Raw genomic sequence first — 16,394 nt, 5'->3', positions numbered from 1 at the left:
GATGAGCAAGGCGAAGAACGGCAGGTTGAGGCGCAAGGATGGCGTATGGGATCCCCTAAAGACGAGCTCGGCCGACAAGAAGCGGGCCGAAGCCGTACCGAAGACGCCGCAATCCATGTCGCCTTCCTATCGGCTCGCCTATGCCGACGAGGAATTTCTGTGCCGCGAGGAACTGCGGCCGATCCGGCTGCAGCTCGAACTGTTGAAAACCGAGATGTCTCTCACGGAACGCGGCATCAAATCGACGGTGGTCATGTTCGGTGGCGCGCGCATTCCGGCGCCCGGTACCAGCGCCTGGGCGGCGCGCAACGACGTGCAGCGAGCCAATCTCGAGGCGGCGTCGGTTTACTACGAGGAAGCCCGCAAATTCGCCCGGCATTGCGCGCGTTATTCCGCCGGTTTCGATTTCCATGAATATGTCGTGGTCACCGGTGGCGGCCCCGGCGTGATGGAAGCGGGCAATCGTGGTGCTTCGGAAGAGGGCGCCCCGTCCATCGGCCTCAACATCGTATTGCCGCACGAGCAGGCGCCGAATGTCTACGTCACGCCGGAGCTCAGCTTCAATTTCCATTATTTCGCGATCCGCAAGATGCATTTCATGGTGCGCGCAAAGGCAATCGCGGTATTTCCAGGTGGTTTCGGTACGCTCGACGAGCTGTTCGAGTGCCTGACTTTGATCCAGACCGGCCGCATGGAACGTCTGCCGCTGATCCTGTTCGGCGAAAAATTCTGGCGCGACATCATCAATTTCGATGCGCTCGCCGAATTCGGCACCATTGCACCCGATGACCTCAAGCTGATCAGCTTCGTCGATACCGCTGACGAAGCGTGGAAGATCGTCGCGGATTTCTACGAACACGATAACGGGCACTAAAAGTGAAAAGGCCCGCATCTGCGAGGCGGGCCTTTTCGTCTTGGGAGGATCGTCTAGGGCGGCGTGATCCCCCAAGGCGTGATGCGCATTTCGGATAATATCCTGCGTGAGCGAATATTTAGAGCAGCGGACGGTTCGGCATATCGTCCAGCGAGATCACGCCGTCATGGTTGCGGTCCATGCGGTCGAAGAACGTGTTGGCGGCGTCCTCGGCTTCCTGCTTGCTGATCTGGCCATTGCCGTCGGCGTCGATGCGATGGAACATGAGCATGCCGCGAATCAGGGTAGCCTCGCGGACAAAGCGCTCGCGGGGATTGTGGCGGGGATGCTCGCCTCGGTTGTCATTGTTGTCGCCGTTGTTGTCACCGGCCTGGGCCTGATCGTTTTTGTTGTCGTCGCCCTTGGCGTTCGCGCGTTCGGCACGCCACTCCTTGGTGCGTTCCTGGCGATAGGCCTTGATTTCAGCCGGGGTGATCTGGCCGTCCTTGTTGGTGTCGATCTGGTCAAAGATTTTGTCGACGCCGGCCTTGAGCTCATCCTTGGAAATCTTCATGTCGCCATTGGTGTCGAATTGCTTGAGCATGCGCACATAGGCGACTTCGGGTGAAAAGTGCGGGCGATGCCAGCGGCCGCCGGGGCCATTCATGCCCTCGTTGCCTTGCGGGGCGGCAAAGCTCGCCTGAACGGCCGCGCCGACCAAAAGGGTTGCTGAAAGTCCTGCTAGAAGAAGTTTTTTCGCGTACATCGATGTATTTCCTTTCGTGCTGAAGGATGGTCAAACGATACGGCTGAAGGGAAAAAACGACCAATTAAACATCCGTAAGGCGGATGAAACTTTGGTAATCCGATCTTAAGAAACGGTTAAATCAACGCTTCGAGAAAGACCGTGAGATCGTCGGTCACGTAGTCGATATGATCGTCCTTACCGCTCGCCTTTTCCCACCATTCGACAACGATGCCCTCGAGATTTTGTGGCACGAGCAGGACGGTCGTCATGCCGAGCGCTTTCGGCACGGTGAGATTGCGCGGCAGATCCTCGAACATCGCTGCCCGCTTCGTGTCCACTCGGTTGAGGCTCATGAACTTGTCATAAGTACTACCGGCCGGCTTCGGTACGTAATCGGCCGCGACGATGTCGAAGATATCGTCGAAGTGATCGAGGATACCGAGCGCGCCCGCGGCGGCCTGCGCATGCTTGACGCTGCCGTTGGTGAAGATGAACTTGCGTCCCGGCAGCGCCTTGATGGCGGCGGCCAGCCGCGGCTGGGGCGTCAGCACCGAATAATCGATCGCATGCGCCTTCTCCAGAAAGTCGTTGGGGTCGATGCGATGATGGATCATCAGCCCCTGCAATGTTGTGCCGTGGTTTAGATAGTATTGTTTCTGCAGCTTCCGTGCCTCGTCACGCTCCATCTGCAGGAGGGCCGACACATAGGCCGTCATGTTCTTGTCGATCTGAGAGAATAGATCGATGTGATGCGGATAGAGCGTATTGTCGAGATCGAACACCCAGTCGCGGATATCGGAAAAATCGGCAGGGCGGGGCAGCGTCTTTGTCTTTGTCATGGCGACCTTATGACATGCGGCCTCGCTCGAAGAAAAGGGAAATATGCTAACGGCGTTTGTGAGAAATGTCGCAGATATTGCCGGGAATTCCAACGCAGGCTATGGTTTTACTGATTGATTTCTGAGGTTGCGCGCTATTTGCCCGATGGAGGAGGAGACCGAGCCTCTTCGGATACAAGGGCCAGAACGGTCGGGTTTGCGGAGGGGGATAAGATGAGTCAGGTGGAAAAGGCAGAGCAGTTCGCCAAGCTGCATCGTAAAGGCGAGCCGCTGATCCTCTTCAATATTTGGGACGCTGGCTCGGCCAAGGTGGTCACTGAAGCCGGGGCCAAAGCGTTGGCCACCGGAAGCTGGTCGGTCGCCGCCGCCAATGGCTTCGGCGATGGCGAGGCCATACCACTGTCGCTCTTGGCGGTCATCACCCGTCTGATTTCGGTGACGAGCCACCTGCCTGTGTCCGTCGATTTCGAAGGCGGCTATGCGGTAGAGCCGGATGCCGTCGCCGCCAATGTGGAAAAGATCATGGATCACGGCGCCATCGGCATCAACTTCGAGGATCAGGTGGTTGGCGGCCGCGGCGTTCACCCCATAGAGACGCAAGCTGCACGTATTGGCGCCATCAGGGAGATGGCCAGGCGGCGGGAAATGCCCCTGTTCATCAATGCCCGCACCGATCTCTTCCTGCAGGAAAGCGATACCGCCCATCATCAGATCCTGCTGGACGAGGCCTACCGCCGCGCCGATGCCTTTGCCGAAGCCGGGGCCAGCGGCTTTTTCACACCGGGCCTTGTCGATGCGGAGCTGATCGAAGCTGTCTGCGATCGCTCTCCTTTGCCGGTCAACATCATGGTGCGTCCGACAACGCCCGATAACGTCACCATGGCCACGCTCGGCGTCAGCCGCATCAGCTACGGTCCGGCGCCCTATAGGACGGTGATGGGAATGCTGAAAAGCGAGGCTGAAGCGCTGTATCAACAGGCCTAATCATCGCGGATTGTTTTTGTCTGCAAGCACGCGCGCGACAAAATTCTGCACGACGGCGGACCGTTCGTCGCGGCGCGTTGCGAGTGCCAGCCGCGCCACCGGCCCATCGCCGCTGATTGGTATGTAGGTGACACCCGGCACTCGGATTTGCGCGACCGCTGACGGTACGACCGAAATTCCGAGTTCGACCGCGACGAGATTGGCGAGCGAGGTGATCTGTGGGGCGATCTGTCCAAGGATCGGTTCGAAACCCGCATGCCGGCAGGCAGTGATGATTCCGTCGAAAAGGCTGGGACCGGCCTCGCGCGGAAATAGGACGAAAGGTTCGGCCGACAGTGCGGACAGGGGCAAGGCGGCAGCGTCGGCGAGAGGATGGCCGGAGGGAAGAGCGATGACCATGGCGTCTTCACCGAGCGAATGTGTTCGGAAACCGGGTGGGTCGGCCCGCCCCGGCCGGATGAAGACCGCATCCAGTTCCTCGGCATCAAGCCGCTCCAGCAGCAGGGTCGTATCGGCTTCCTGCAACGTCAGATCGATTTCCGGGTAGGCGCGGCGGAAACTGCGCACCGCCGACGGCACGATCGGGCTGAACGCAGCCGAACCGGTAAAGCCTAGCCGCAAGCGCCCGAGTTCTCCGCGCCCCGCCCGTAATGCCAAGGCTTTCGCATGCGCGGCCTTGGCCATAATCGTGCGCGCTTCCGGCAGGAAAACTTGCCCGGCCTCCGTCAATTCGGCGCCATGCGGCAGACGGCGAAATAGCGGCGCGCCGATCTCCTCCTCCAGGTCACGGATCTGATTGCTGAGCGGCGGTTGACCGATGCCGACGCGGCGGGCCGCGCGGGTGAAATTCAGTTCTTCGGCGACGGCGAGGAAATATTTGATATGGCGCAGCTCCATCTCTCCCCCGACATTGGTTGGCAAGAGATACCTTTAAGATATGAACAAAGCCACTGCAATATATTGGACTGTCAGTCCTGTCGCTTCCACATTGGCAGCACGCGGCCGCTTGACCGAATGTCCAGCCCGCAGACAGTTAAGGAGCTTTCCCATGAATTCGAAAGACAGCAAACTTTTCTTGATCACCGGCGTCAGTTCCGGTTTCGGTCGCGCCTTCGCCGAGGCAGCACTTGCCGCCGGCCACCGGGTCGCCGGCACGGTCCGCAATGCTTCCGGCCAGGAGCAGCTCGAGGCCATGGGGCCGGGCCGCGCTACAGCGACCATTCTGGATGTGACCGATTATTCCGCCATCGAGCCTGCCGTCGAACGCATCGAAGCGGAGCACGGCCCGATCGACGTGTTGATCAACAATGCCGGCTATGGTCACGAAGGCACATTGGAGGAGTCGCCGCTCGACGAGATGCGTCGTCAATTCGACGTCAACGTCTTCGGTGCCGTGGCGATGACCAAGGCCGTTCTGCCCTTCATGCGCCGCCGCCGGGCTGGCCACATCATCAACATCACGTCGATGGGCGGTTTCATCACCATGCCTGGCATCGCCTACTACTGCGGCAGCAAATTCGCCCTCGAAGGCATCAGTGAGGTATTGGCAAAAGAAGTGAAGGATTTCGGCATCAAGGTCACAGCCGTTGCGCCGGGTTCTTTCCGCACCGACTGGGCCGGTCGTTCCATGGTTCGCACCGGCCGCAGTATTGCCGATTATGACGCGCTATTCGACCCCATTCGTAAGGCACGGGAAGAAAAGAGCGGCAACCAGGCTGGTGACCCCCGCAAGGCCGCCGCGGCGATATTGGCGTTGGTGGCGTCAGACGACCCTCCGGTCCATCTCTTGCTTGGAACGGACGCCCTGAATTTGGTGCGCGGAAAAATTGCTATTCTCAGCGAGGAAATCACCGCGTGGGAAAACCTCACGCGTTCGACCGATTTCGGTTGAACGCGCAATTGCCGACAAAGTGAGAACCGCGCGCCCTCTCGCGACTTGGAGAGGGGCGTTTTTCTTTACGGAACGATCAGCGTGCCTGCGCCGTGTTCGGTGAAGATTTCGAGCAGCACCGAATGGGCGGTCTTGCCGTTGAGGATGACCACGCCCTGGACACCGGCCCTTATGGCATCGATGCAGGTCTCGACCTTCGGGATCATGCCGCCGGAAATCGTGCCGTCCGCGATCAGCGCGTGTGCCTGGGCAACGGAAAGTTCCTTGATTAACTGGCCTTGCTTGTCGAGCACGCCCGGAACGTCGGTCAGGAAGAGCAGTCGCGTTGCGCTGAGCGCGCCGGCGATGGCGCCGGCAAAGGTGTCGGCATTTATATTGTAGGTGGCGCCGTCGCGGCCGGGTGCGACCGGGGCGATGACCGGGATCATTTCCGACTTTGCCAGAAGATCGAGCAGCGTACGATCGACCTCCACCACTTCACCGACGAAACCGAGATCAAGCACGCGCTCGATGTTGGAATCCGGGTCCTTGACGGTCTTATGCGCTTTTTCGGCGAAGACCATGTTGCCGTCCTTGCCGCAAAGGCCGATCGCCCATTCGCCGGTCTGGTTGATCAGCGCGACGATTTCCTTGTTGATCGAGCCGGCCAGCACCATTTCGACGATCTCGACGGTCTTGGCGTCGGTCACGCGCAGGCCGCCTTCGAATTTTGATTCGATGCCCATCTTCGTCAGCATGGAGCCGATCTGCGGGCCGCCGCCATGGACGACGATCGGGTTGACGCCCGACTGCTTCAGAAGCGCGATATCGGCCGCAAACGCCCTCCCGAGCTCTGCATTGCCCATTGCATGGCCACCGTATTTCACGACGATGGTCTTGTTTTCGTAACGCTGCATGTAGGGCAGGGCCTGCGCCAGCAGGCTGGCTTGGAGTTCGCTTTGGGATTCGGACATGGGGCACCCCGTGGAATTGTTCGCGGCCTTTTATCTCAAGTTTTTGGCGGAGGGAATAATGATCGCAGGATTAGTTTTTCCTGCGTCACATCGCCCCCAAGCTGTTTCATCGGTTGGGTGAGCTTGCCGTCAGACACTTTTCCCTTAAGTTAACCATAGGAATGCCGCGATCGGGGGATCGGATGGCGAGTGAGGAGATAGAAGCGCTCATCGGCAGGGTCGCGATGCGCGACCAGAAAGCCTTTGAAGCCCTCTACAAAAAGACCAGTCCGAAACTCTATGCCGTCTGCCTGCGTATCCTCGGCAACAGAACGGATGCCGAGGAAATTTTGCAGGAAGTCTACGTGAAAATCTGGCAGCGGGCCGAGCGTTTTGCCGCCTCGGAGGGTCCGGCCATGCCGTGGTTGACGACAATTGCGCGCAATCAATCAATCGATGCCATTCGCGCCCGAAAACCTGTCGCCGACGAAATTGATACGGCCTATGATCTTGCTGATACCGAACCCGGCCCCGAAGAACAGGCAATGGTGAAGGGTGAGGGAAGGCGGATTGACAGGTGCATGGAAGAGTTGGAAGCTGATCGTGCTCAGGCTGTTCGTAGCGCTTATGTCGAGGGCCTGAGCTACCAGGAACTTGCCGAGCAATATGCGGTGCCTTTGAATACCATGCGTACCTGGCTGCGCCGAAGCCTGATTAGACTGAGAGAGTGCATGGACCGATGAGTACGCCCGATCAAAGCAAGGGAGGCCGCTCCCGCGATGAAGTCCTAGCTGGTGAATATGTGCTTGGCGTGCTGTCATTGGAGGATCGGCAGAAGGTAGAGCGGCGCATGCGCAGCGATCGACAGTTCGCCGCAATTGTCAGCCGTTGGGAGCAGAATCTTTCGGGATTCAACGATGACTATGATGCGGTCGCACCGGCCGCCTCTATTTTCCCCAAAATCGAGAGGCGCATTTTCGGAGACGCGGCCTTCGGCGCCAATCTCTGGAATTCGCTGCTGCTCTGGCGGTCCGTTGCCTTCGGTTCGTTGTTTCTTGCGGCCGGCGTCCTGGTGTTCACCATTACAAACAATGCCTCGCGGCCGTCGCCAGGCAAGCAGCTCACCGCCTCACTCTCCGGGCAAAACAGCGCCATCAATTTGTTGGCCGACTATGACGTTACTAGTGGGCGACTGAAGGTGACGCCGGTCGCCGCTGGCCAGCCCCAGGAAAAGTCATTGGAACTCTGGCTGATCCGTGGCAGCGAGCCGGCCGAGGCACTTGGCGTCTTGCCGCAGAGCGGCGAGGGCGAGATCGTTCTGCCACCGGAGGTTCACGGCAAGCTGACCGAAGGTGCGATCATCGCCGTCAGCGCCGAACCCTTCGGTGGTTCGCCGACCGGCAAGCCCACCGGCGATGTCATCGCCTCCGGCACGATCCATCAGCCCTGAAAACATCTTTCCTTCGAAAAAAGCACCGAGGCTGAAACTCTTCTTCCCGCGGCTCCGTAACTTGCTCTGACCCCGCCTGAGCGGGGTAAGAGAGGAAGAGGATAGGCCTATGATCAAGACTGTGATCCGCATTGCTGCGGTGGCCGCAGCGCTTTCAACCGCGACCGGCATCGCCCATGCGAAGAACCCGACCGTTGGCGGCGCGCCGATGTTTGCCAATAAGAATATCATAGAAAATGCCGTAAACTCGAAGGACCACACGACGCTGGTCGCCGCCGTCAAGGCGGCCGGCCTCGTCGATACGTTGGAGGGCAAGGGGCCCTTCACCGTCTTCGCGCCCACCAACGAAGCCTTCAAGAAGCTGCCGCCCGGCACTGTCGAGACGCTGCTGAAGCCGGAGAACAAGGCGACGCTGACGAAGATCCTGACTTGCCACGTCGTCGCGGGCGATGACATGGCGGCCGCCATCAAGAAGATGTCGATGGGCAACGGCGGCGAATACGATCTCAAGACCGTTGGTGGTTGTACGATCAAAGCGACGGAAATGGCCGGCAAACTGACGCTGACCGACGAGGCCGGCGGTACTGCCCATATCACCATTGCCGACGTAAAACAGTCTAACGGCGTGATCCACGTCGTCGACAAGGTGCTATTGCCGAAGATGTAACGAACATCGGTAAGATGGCCGCCGTCCTTGGAACGCGGGGACGGCGTCCTTTTGTTTGAGATCGTTAGACGGCGAGGCCAACCGTCAGGCCAATCGCCTGACGCAATTCGTCAAGGCCCTCGCTCTTTTCGGAGGAGGTGGCGAGGATGCCGGGATAGGCAGCCGAGCGCTTGCGGACCTTTTCAGCCGTATCGGCCATCAGCTTCGGCAGACCCGCCGCCTTGATCTTGTCCGTCTTGGTCAGCACGATCTGATAGGAAACCGCCGCCTTGTCGAGTAGCGACAGGACCTCGTCGTCGTTCTTCTTGATGCCGTGACGGCTGTCGATCAGCACATAGACGCGCTTCAGTGTCGATCTTCCGCGCAGATAGTCGAATACCAGTTTCGTCCAGGCATCCACCTGCTCCTTCGGCGCTTCCGCATAGCCGTAGCCGGGCATGTCCACCAAAGCCATTGGCGGCAGGTCGGCACCCTCGCCGGAAAAGCCATCGGGAACGAAGTAGTTGAGTTCCTGGGTGCGGCCTGGCGTATTCGAGGTGCGCGCCAAACCCTTCTGGCCGATCAACGCATTGATGAGCGACGATTTGCCGACATTCGAACGTCCGGCGAAAGCTACTTCCAGCGGCCCTTCCGGCGGCAGGAATTTCATCGCCGGCACGCCGCGGATGAAGATCCACGGGCGCCCGAAAAGCGGCTTGTCGTCTTTTATCGTCTGTTCTGGCATTCGCTCGCGGTCTTCCGGTTCAATTGGCTGACTGGCATCAGGGTTTTGCCGGCGAAAGTCAAGTTTTGATCCGCGTGCGGGGTGGCGCAGCGATCGCGATCATGCTTGATACAAGAAAAAGCAGGCCGCTATAGGCGGACGGGCGCTGTCAAATAGCATGCCGCCTGTAAATGCACCGAACGTTTTGGCGAATTGGATGAGGGCAACCTGCAGCGCGCCACCGGCTTCAAGCTAAAGTACCGTGCCGTCGACCAGCCCGTGGCCGATGGCCTGCTCGACGATATGGTCAAAAATGTCCTGGGCGACCGAGGTGTCGTTGAAACGCCGGCGGCGGTTCTGCGACAGCGTCGAGGCGTCAAACGCACCATCCGTCAGCTTCATCTGCAAGAATCAGCGATAGGCGACATTGACCTCGATTTCGCGCACCAACTGCCGCTCCGAGCGGATGCCGAACAGGTAGCCGATGAACAGAGCCTTGAACATCAAGGCCGGATCGAGCGGCGGCCGGCCATTGTCGGCGCAATAAAGTCCGGCAACGCGGTCATGAATGAAGGTAAAGTCGATCACCGCATCGATCTTGCGAAGCAGATGATCCTTCGGCACCAGACTCTCAAGCGTCACCATCTCAAGAGCCGTCTGGAAAGAGGAAGGTTTCTTCAACATGTACCACAGAATCACAAAACCCCCGGCTACGCCAGGGGTTTGTCAGCAGTCTGACCCCGCCGAAGCGGGGCTTTTTGTTCATTTCGATGGCGCCGGTTTTCGTTTGAAGAGGCCCTTCAGATTGTCGATGAGCTCCACCTTCACGCCGTGGCGCTTCATGATGATCGACTGTTGGATGACCGACAGCGTGTTGTTCCAGGCCCAGTAGATCACGAGACCGGCCGGGAAGCTTGAGAGCATGAACATGAATACCAGCGGCATCCAGTTGAAGATCATCGCCTGGGTCGGGTCCGGCGGCGTCGGGTTCATGCGCATCTGCAGGAACATGGTGACGCCCATGATGAGCGGCCAGACGCCAAGATGAAGGACAGCCGGAGCCGCAAACGGCAGCAGACCGAAGAGATTGACAATCGAGGTCGGATCGGGAGCGGAAAGGTCCTGGATCCAACCGAAGAACGGCGCATGACGCATCTCGATGGTGATGTAGATCACCTTGTAGAGCGAGAAGAAGATCGGAATCTGCAGCAGCACCGGCCAGCAGCCGGCGATCGGGTTGATCTTCTCTTCCTTGTAGAGCTGCATCGTCGCCTGCTGAAGGCCCATGCGGTCGTCGCCGAACTTGGCCTTCAGCTCTTCCATCTTCGGCTGCATGCGCTTCATGTTCGCCATCGATGCATATTGCTTGCTGGCGAGCGGGAAGAACAGCGCCTTGACGAAGATCGTGGTGCAAAGAATGGCGACGCCGAAATTGCCGAAGAAGCGGAAGAAGAAATCCATCAGCTGGAACATCGGCTGCGTAAGGAACCAGAACCAGCCCCAATCGATCAGGCGGTTGAAGAGCGGGATCGAATAGGTCCGCTCGTAGCCATTGATAACCGGAACTTCCTTGGCACCGGCGAAGACCAGTGTCTTGATCTCGGTCGATTGGCCCGGCGCGACGGTGACAGGGGTGTTCTTGAAGTCGGCCTGGAAACGCGCCTGGCCATCGGTGAAATGCGAGAAGTTGGAATCGAACGGCACCGTCTGTGGCGGCACCATGGCGGCTGCCCAGTATTTGTCGGTGATGCCGAGCCAGCCGCCGGTTACTTGCTCGTTCCTAACGTTTTCTTTTTCGACGGCGGCGTACTTGCTTTCCGAAATGCCGCTATGCGCGCCGAAAACGCCTAGGAAGCCCTCGTGCAGAACGTAGGTGCTGGGCGTCAGCGGCTTGTTGTAGCGGGTGACGCGGCCGTAGTTCGACAGCGATACCGGTGCCTGGCCAGCATTGGCGACCTTGTCGGTGATCGTGAACATATAGCGGTCGTCGAGCGAAATCGTCCGCGTGAAGGTAAGGCCCTTCTCGTTGGTGTAGCTCAACGTCACCGGGGACTTGTCGGTCAGCTTATCTCCGCTTGCGAGCTTCCAGATCGTGGAAGGACCCGGAACCGTACCGGTAGCATCGTTGCCGACATAGCCGAGTTCCGTGAAGTAACCGTCTTTGGTATTGGCCGGGCTGAACAGCGTGATGATCGGGCTGCTCTTGTCGACGGTCTCGCGGTATTCCTTAAGCTTGAGGTCGTCGAGGCGGGCACCTTCCAGGTTGATGGAGCCTGCGAGCGCCGGAGTGTCGATCGTCACGCGGGGAGTCTCTGCAAGTGCCTGATCGCGATTGACAGGCGTCGGCGCCGTCTGAGCGTTCGCCGGGGGCGCGCCGGTCACGGCTCCGCCTGCGGCCGGTGCCTGCGTCGCCTGAGCCTGCTGCGTCTGCTGCTGCAGCTTTGCGGCCTGTTCGGCCTTGCGCTGCGCGTCGAGACGCGGGTTCATGTAGAAAAACTGCCAGGCGAGGACAATCAGCACAGACAGGGCAATTGCTATGAAGTAATTGCGGTTGTTTTCCATCATACTTTCCTGGAGCGGCCCGTTTCCGGCCGCCGGTGTTTCGGCCTGGCTTCGATGCGGCCGACGAGTTCGCTCGCCAGTTTTTCGAAGGGTGCGGTCAGCACATCGCGCCGCGCGACAACCACATAGTCATGTCCGGGCTGCATTGCAAATCCCGCATGAAGCCGCACCGCTTCTTTCAGTCGGCGCCGCATACGGTTTCGCTCAACCGCGTTGCCTTGTTTTTTGGTGACTGTAAAACCAACGCGGGGTTCGGCGTCGGAGAGCTTGCGGTCCAGCACTTCGATGAGGAAGAGACTTCCCTTGCGCTTTTCGCCTTCGCGGACTGCAACAAACTGCGGCCGGCTTTTCAGCCGCCCGGCAGTCTTTTTGGGTCGTTCGCCCGCCATCTTATCGGGCATTCCGGCTCTTAGGCCGAAAGACGCTTGCGACCGCGGTTACGGCGAGCGGCAAGAACCGCGCGACCGCCCTTGGTGGCCATGCGCGCACGGAAACCGTGACGACGCTTGCGGACAAGCTTGGATGGTTGATAGGTACGCTTCATTTATTTAAACACCGCGGAGTGCGGCCCTTCTTGAGCTTTGCTTTAAAAGCAAGGAGCGTTGTTGATTATGGCGAACGGACTTGGCCCGCAAAGGCAGGCTCCATGGCCGGACGTGCGCGGGCTTATAAGGATCAAGCCCCGGGAAGTCAATTATGCTTGCCAAAGATTCCTGGAACCCTGCGCCTCCCCAAAATGATCGTTGCTCTGCCGATGCGTCACGGCCATGCCTGTCTCAGGCGCCTCGATCAATTGGAAATGTTATTAATGTATAAGATTAGGAAAGACTATCGTTCGCGGCCGCCGGATTAGCGAAAGTGCTTCTGAATTTATATTCGAAATAGCGCAAGATAACATTAATGATTTTAATCGATATCTAAGGATATGCCGGGAAACCCTGGCTTTCTGAAGGTCTTCCGTTGCTAGGGGGCACATCCTTGAAAATTCGTGGTAAAATCAATCTGCTCGTGTCCGTGATGGCCGGTGCAGCGCTTTTGATCGGCGCTACCGCTCTTTATGCGGTCAATCAATATGACCGGCAGCTCCAGGCCTATGAGCTGGCGGCGAGCCGCGCCTACATGGGCGAGCGTCTGAACCGCTACGTGACCGCGGTCGTGATGGAATCACGCGGCATTTATGCCTCCGGTTCCGCCAAGGATGCCAAGAGCTTCGCCGATGGGTTGATGAGTGACCTCGACGAAATCGACAAGGTGCTCGCCACCTGGTCGCCATCTGTCCCCGAAGCGCAGAAAGCCGAATTCGCCAAATTGCAGGACCGAGCGCGGGATTTCCACACATTCCGGACCGAGACCGCACGCCTCGGCATAACAGACGGTCCGGACGCCGCCAACAAGCAAGGCAACAACGACGCCAACCGCGCCAATCGAAAGGCCTTCCAGACTGAGATCGATGCCGTCGTCCAGGCCGACAAGGCAGCACTTGCCGCTGTCGATACCGAAATCACGGCTTTTCGGCAAACCATCATGTGGGCCGTGCTCGGCATCATGGTGGTCGGTATCGGTGCCGGCGTCGGCCTTGGCATCTATATCGGTACCGCGCATCTGAGCCGGCCGATCCGCAAGGTGACGGAGACGATCAAGCGGGTGGCCGACGGCAACTTCGATATCGAGGTTCCCTTTGCCGGGCGAGCCGACGAAATCGGCGAGATGGCGGCGGCCGTCGATGTCTTCAAGCAGAACGGCAATGCTGTCCGCCGCATGAATGCCGAGGAAACGGCGATGCGCGCCAAGAGCGATGACCTGCAGTCCAGCATGTCGCGCGTCGTTGCCGCCGCCGCTTCCGGCGATTTCAGCCGCCGCATCGACAAGGATTATGGCGACGTCAACCTCAATCGCTTCGCCGGCAACATCAACGAACTGCTTGCGAGCGTCGATACCGGCGTCGGCGAGGTTCGTCGCGTTATAGCAAGCCTTGCTGAGGGCGATCTGACCCAGACCATGCGCGGCGAGTTCCAGGGCGCCTTCGCCGAATTGCAGCAGAACGTCAACGCGACCCTTGCGACCCTCAAGAGCACCATGCGCGAGGTCCGCGAGACGACCGGTTCGATCAACTCGAACACCTACGAGCTGCGTCACGCCAGCGACGACCTCTCGAAGCGTACAGAGCAGCAGGCTGCTGCCCTGGAAGAGACCTCGGCGGCGCTCGATCAGATCACCGCCGTCGTGCAAAGCTCGACCGAGCGCGCGCAGGAGGCGAGCGTCATGGTGACGGAAGCTAAGGAAAATGCTGCTCGCTCCGGCACGGTGGTTCGCAATGCCGTCGACGCCATGGGCCGCATCGAGCAAGCTTCGGGAGAGATCAGTCAGATCATCGGCGTCATCGACGAGATCGCCTTCCAGACCAACCTGCTGGCATTGAATGCCGGGGTCGAGGCGGCCCGTGCGGGCGAGGCGGGCAAGGGCTTTGCCGTCGTCGCCCAGGAAGTGCGCGAACTGGCGCAGCGTTCCGCGACCGCCGCCAAGGACATTAAGGCGCTGATCGGCAAATCCGGCGATCAGGTACAGGTCGGCGTCAAGCTGGTGCAGGCAACCGGCGAGGCGCTGGCGGCGATCGAGGCGCGCGTGCTGAAGATCAACGATCATATCCATTCGATCGCGACGGCCGCCCGCGAACAGTCGACCGGCCTCAGCGAGGTCAATAAAGCCGTCAACCAGATGGACGAGGTGACGCAGCGCAACGCCGCCATGGTCGAGGAAACCTCCGCCGCCACACATCGCCTCTCGGCCGAAGCCGACGGTCTCGTTCGTCTCGTCGCCCGCTTCAAGGTCGACACCGGAGCGGCGGCATCCGCCCCGATGCCGGCACGCACCGAAACCCATCGTCCCGTGGCTTCGCCGGCGCGCCGAATGATCGGCAAGGTCGCTGGCGCCTTTACGGGCGGCGGTGCTGCGGCGGCGCAGAGTTGGGAGGAATTCTGATCCGGCCGGACGGCGGGAAAGGCGCCCGACGCGCCTTTCCCGCCATTGGCGCATGACCTATCAGCCCTATTGTGACAGGGGCAATTGGAAAAACCGTCACAATCTCTTATTATCTACGTTCGATATGTCGCCATCAGATCGCTTTGCAACAAAGCGGGACAGCCGAAATGGATAGTGAGCAAGACAGGAACGAAGGCGGCAAGGCCGAGGCTCGGACGCACCTGCGTTTCTACCGCCCCACCGGCATTTTCGGTGGCCTTTCCGGCAAGCTTCTGATGCTTACCGTCATTTTCATCCTGCTCGCCGAAGTGCTGATCTTCGTTCCTTCCGTTGCCAACATGCGGTTGCGCTGGTTGCAAGACCGGCTGAACACCGCCGCCGCCGCGGCAATCGTCATCGACGCCTTGCAGCCGGTCGAGTTGCCGCGCGCTCTTCAGAAGGAGACGTTGATGGCGACAGGCACGCGCGCCATCGTGTTGCGCAAGGAAGGCACGTCGCGTCTGCTGGCGACAGCCGAGATGCCGGCCTCCGTCGATGAACAATATGATCTGACCGATGTTTCGCAGCTGACGGCGATCCGCGATGCGCTGGACACGCTGTTGTTTGGCGGCAATCGCATCATCCGCGTCTTCGGCCCGGTCGGTGGCGATGCCAACACAGGCATCGAGGTTGTGTTGAAGGACACTCGGTTGCGTAGCGCCATGCTTGCCTATTCAGCCAGCGTCTTTTTCGTCTCGATCCTGATCTCGCTCTTCACCGCGACCCTAATCTTCTTCGCCATCAATCGCATGATGATTCGCCCCATCCGTCGGCTGACCGACAGCATGCAGGCCTATTCCGATGATCCGGAAGACCCCAGCCGTGTTTTGGTGCCGGACGAGGGGCGCGACGAGTTGGCCGTGGCTGGGCACCATCTTGCCTCCATGCAGTCGCAGTTGCAGAAGACGCTGAAGCAGCAGAAGAACCTCGCCGCTCTCGGTCTGGCCGTGTCGAAGATCAACCACGACATGCGCAACATCCTTTCGGCCGCGCAACTCATGTCCGACCGCCTGGTCGATGTTGATGATCCGATGGTCAAGCGTTTCGCACCAAAGCTTCTGCGCACCATCGATCGAGCCGTCGGCTATACGACCGAGGTCCTGTCTTTCGGCCAGACCACCGAATCCGCGCCGCGCCGCCGCCGGATACATTTGCTTGAGCTGATCGACGAAGTCCGCGATATCCTGGCGATCGATCCCGAAAGCGGCATCGAATTCTTCGTGCAGATGAGTCCCGACCTGGAGGTCGACGCCGATGGGGAGCAATTGTTCCGCATCATCCACAATCTCTGCCGCAACGCTTATCAGGCGCTGGTCGCTTTCGGCGAGACCGCGCCCGACAGCATCCGCCGTATCACGGTTTCGGCGCGCCGCATCGGCAGCGTCGTCAGCATCACCGTCGATGATACCGGCCCGGGCATGCCGCAGAAGGCGCGGGAAAACCTCTTCACCGCCTTTCGTGGCTCCACCCGCTCCGGCGGCACCGGCTTGGGTTTGGCGATCGCCCGCGAGCTGGTGCTTGCCCATGGCGGCACCATTGCGCTGGTGGAAAAACCCGCCGCCGGCACCCAATTCCGCATCGAAATTCCTGACCGTCCGGTCTCGCTCGACGATTACCGCAGTCGCAGCCTCCACGAAAACTGAGAGTTTTCAGCCTCTTCGCGATAGTGTTTGCAAAAATCGTGATCTTTTTTACAAATCCACTTGCATTCCCCGGAGGGACGCTTTAGAGAACCGCCCACGCCAAC

At 59.6% G+C, this 16,394-nt stretch carries 16 protein-coding genes and 1 pseudogene; 8 read left to right on the top strand and 9 right to left on the bottom strand.

Features of this window, described 5'->3' with window-relative positions; genetic code table 11:
• The first annotated feature begins 1 nt into the window (after position 1).
• Entirely contained in the window at positions 2–874 is an 873-nt protein-coding gene (locus PY650_RS04970; protein WP_285877934.1) for an LOG family protein, read from the top strand.
• Between the two features lie 118 nt (positions 875–992).
• Here the strand turns inward: PY650_RS04970 and PY650_RS04965 are convergent, their stop codons facing one another.
• Both PY650_RS04965 and PY650_RS04960 read right to left on the bottom strand, forming a co-directional pair.
• On the bottom strand, positions 993–1,619 hold the full coding sequence (locus PY650_RS04965; protein ID WP_285877933.1) for a calcium-binding protein: 627 nt from the start codon (positions 1,617–1,619) through the stop codon (positions 993–995).
• Positions 1,620–1,735: 116 nt separating this feature from the next.
• Positions 1,736–2,440: a pyrimidine 5'-nucleotidase gene (locus PY650_RS04960; RefSeq protein WP_285877932.1), complete on the bottom strand. Its 705-nt coding sequence runs from the start codon at positions 2,438–2,440 to the stop codon at positions 1,736–1,738.
• Between the two features lie 213 nt (positions 2,441–2,653).
• On the opposite strand from PY650_RS04960, the gene PY650_RS04955 reads away from it, so the two are divergent.
• Positions 2,654–3,424 carry an isocitrate lyase/PEP mutase family protein gene (locus tag PY650_RS04955; protein WP_285877931.1) on the top strand — a complete coding sequence of 257 codons (771 nt, stop codon included), beginning with the start codon at positions 2,654–2,656 and terminating at the stop codon, positions 3,422–3,424.
• Here PY650_RS04955 and PY650_RS04950 read toward each other — a convergent pair whose 3' ends face one another.
• On the bottom strand, positions 3,425–4,321 hold the full coding sequence (locus tag PY650_RS04950) for a LysR family transcriptional regulator (protein WP_285877930.1): 897 nt from the start codon (positions 4,319–4,321) through the stop codon (positions 3,425–3,427).
• 151 nt (positions 4,322–4,472) lie between these two features.
• Here PY650_RS04950 and PY650_RS04945 point away from each other — a divergent pair, with 151 nt between their 5' ends.
• Entirely contained in the window at positions 4,473–5,315 is an 843-nt protein-coding gene (locus PY650_RS04945; RefSeq protein ID WP_285877929.1) for an oxidoreductase, read from the top strand.
• 65 nt (positions 5,316–5,380) lie between these two features.
• On the opposite strand, the gene argB is transcribed toward PY650_RS04945, so the two are convergent.
• The gene (argB, locus tag PY650_RS04940; RefSeq protein WP_285877928.1) at positions 5,381–6,268 is read right to left on the bottom strand and encodes an acetylglutamate kinase; all 888 of its coding nucleotides are present in this window, start codon (positions 6,266–6,268) and stop codon (positions 5,381–5,383) included.
• A gap of 182 nt (positions 6,269–6,450) precedes the next feature.
• Between argB and PY650_RS04935 the strand changes: the two genes are divergently transcribed.
• The 3 genes from PY650_RS04935 (at position 6,451) to PY650_RS04925 (ending at position 8,364) form a co-directional block, all read left to right on the top strand.
• Positions 6,451–6,990, top strand: a complete 540-nt coding sequence (locus PY650_RS04935; RefSeq protein ID WP_285877954.1) for a sigma-70 family RNA polymerase sigma factor — start codon at positions 6,451–6,453, stop codon at positions 6,988–6,990.
• Complete coding sequence (locus PY650_RS04930) at positions 6,987–7,697, top strand: anti-sigma factor (protein ID WP_285877927.1); 711 nt, start codon at positions 6,987–6,989, stop codon at positions 7,695–7,697. Before PY650_RS04935 ends, PY650_RS04930 begins: the two co-directional genes overlap by 4 nt.
• 109 nt (positions 7,698–7,806) lie before the next feature.
• Complete coding sequence (locus PY650_RS04925; RefSeq protein WP_285877926.1) at positions 7,807–8,364, top strand: fasciclin domain-containing protein; 558 nt, start codon at positions 7,807–7,809, stop codon at positions 8,362–8,364.
• 64 nt (positions 8,365–8,428) lie between these two features.
• On the opposite strand, the gene yihA is transcribed toward PY650_RS04925, so the two are convergent.
• The 5 genes and pseudogenes from yihA to rpmH all read right to left on the bottom strand — a co-directional run bounded on the left by yihA (position 8,429) and on the right by rpmH (position 12,173).
• Positions 8,429–9,088: a ribosome biogenesis GTP-binding protein YihA/YsxC gene (yihA, locus tag PY650_RS04920; RefSeq protein ID WP_285877925.1), complete on the bottom strand. Its 660-nt coding sequence runs from the start codon at positions 9,086–9,088 to the stop codon at positions 8,429–8,431.
• 234 nt (positions 9,089–9,322) lie between these two features.
• A pseudogene (locus PY650_RS04910) lies at positions 9,323–9,751 on the bottom strand (transposase); the annotation flags it as partial.
• 78 nt (positions 9,752–9,829) lie between these two features.
• Positions 9,830–11,629 carry a membrane protein insertase YidC gene (yidC, locus tag PY650_RS04905; RefSeq protein WP_285877924.1) on the bottom strand — a complete coding sequence of 600 codons (1,800 nt, stop codon included), beginning with the start codon at positions 11,627–11,629 and terminating at the stop codon, positions 9,830–9,832.
• Positions 11,629–12,018: a ribonuclease P protein component gene (gene rnpA / locus PY650_RS04900; protein ID WP_285877953.1), complete on the bottom strand. Its 390-nt coding sequence runs from the start codon at positions 12,016–12,018 to the stop codon at positions 11,629–11,631. The genes yidC and rnpA overlap by 1 nt, the downstream gene beginning before the upstream one ends.
• Positions 12,019–12,038: 20 nt before the next feature.
• The gene (rpmH, locus tag PY650_RS04895; protein ID WP_283056961.1) at positions 12,039–12,173 is read right to left on the bottom strand and encodes a 50S ribosomal protein L34; all 135 of its coding nucleotides are present in this window, start codon (positions 12,171–12,173) and stop codon (positions 12,039–12,041) included.
• A gap of 434 nt (positions 12,174–12,607) precedes the next feature.
• On the opposite strand from rpmH, the gene PY650_RS04890 reads away from it, so the two are divergent.
• Positions 12,608–14,608 (top strand): methyl-accepting chemotaxis protein, encoded by a 2,001-nt coding sequence (locus PY650_RS04890; RefSeq protein ID WP_285877923.1) that lies wholly within the window; start codon positions 12,608–12,610, stop codon positions 14,606–14,608.
• Between the two features lie 167 nt (positions 14,609–14,775).
• On the top strand, positions 14,776–16,290 hold the full coding sequence (locus PY650_RS04885; protein ID WP_285877922.1) for a sensor histidine kinase: 1,515 nt from the start codon (positions 14,776–14,778) through the stop codon (positions 16,288–16,290).
• The last annotated feature ends 104 nt before the right edge of the window (positions 16,291–16,394 follow it).

It is taken from the genome of Martinezella calliandrae, from assembly GCF_030272695.1.
GTDB lineage: Bacteria > Pseudomonadota > Alphaproteobacteria > Rhizobiales > Rhizobiaceae > Rhizobium > Rhizobium calliandrae.
Note: the sequence above shows the minus strand (reverse complement) of the source record. Positions and strands in the feature narration are given on the sequence as shown.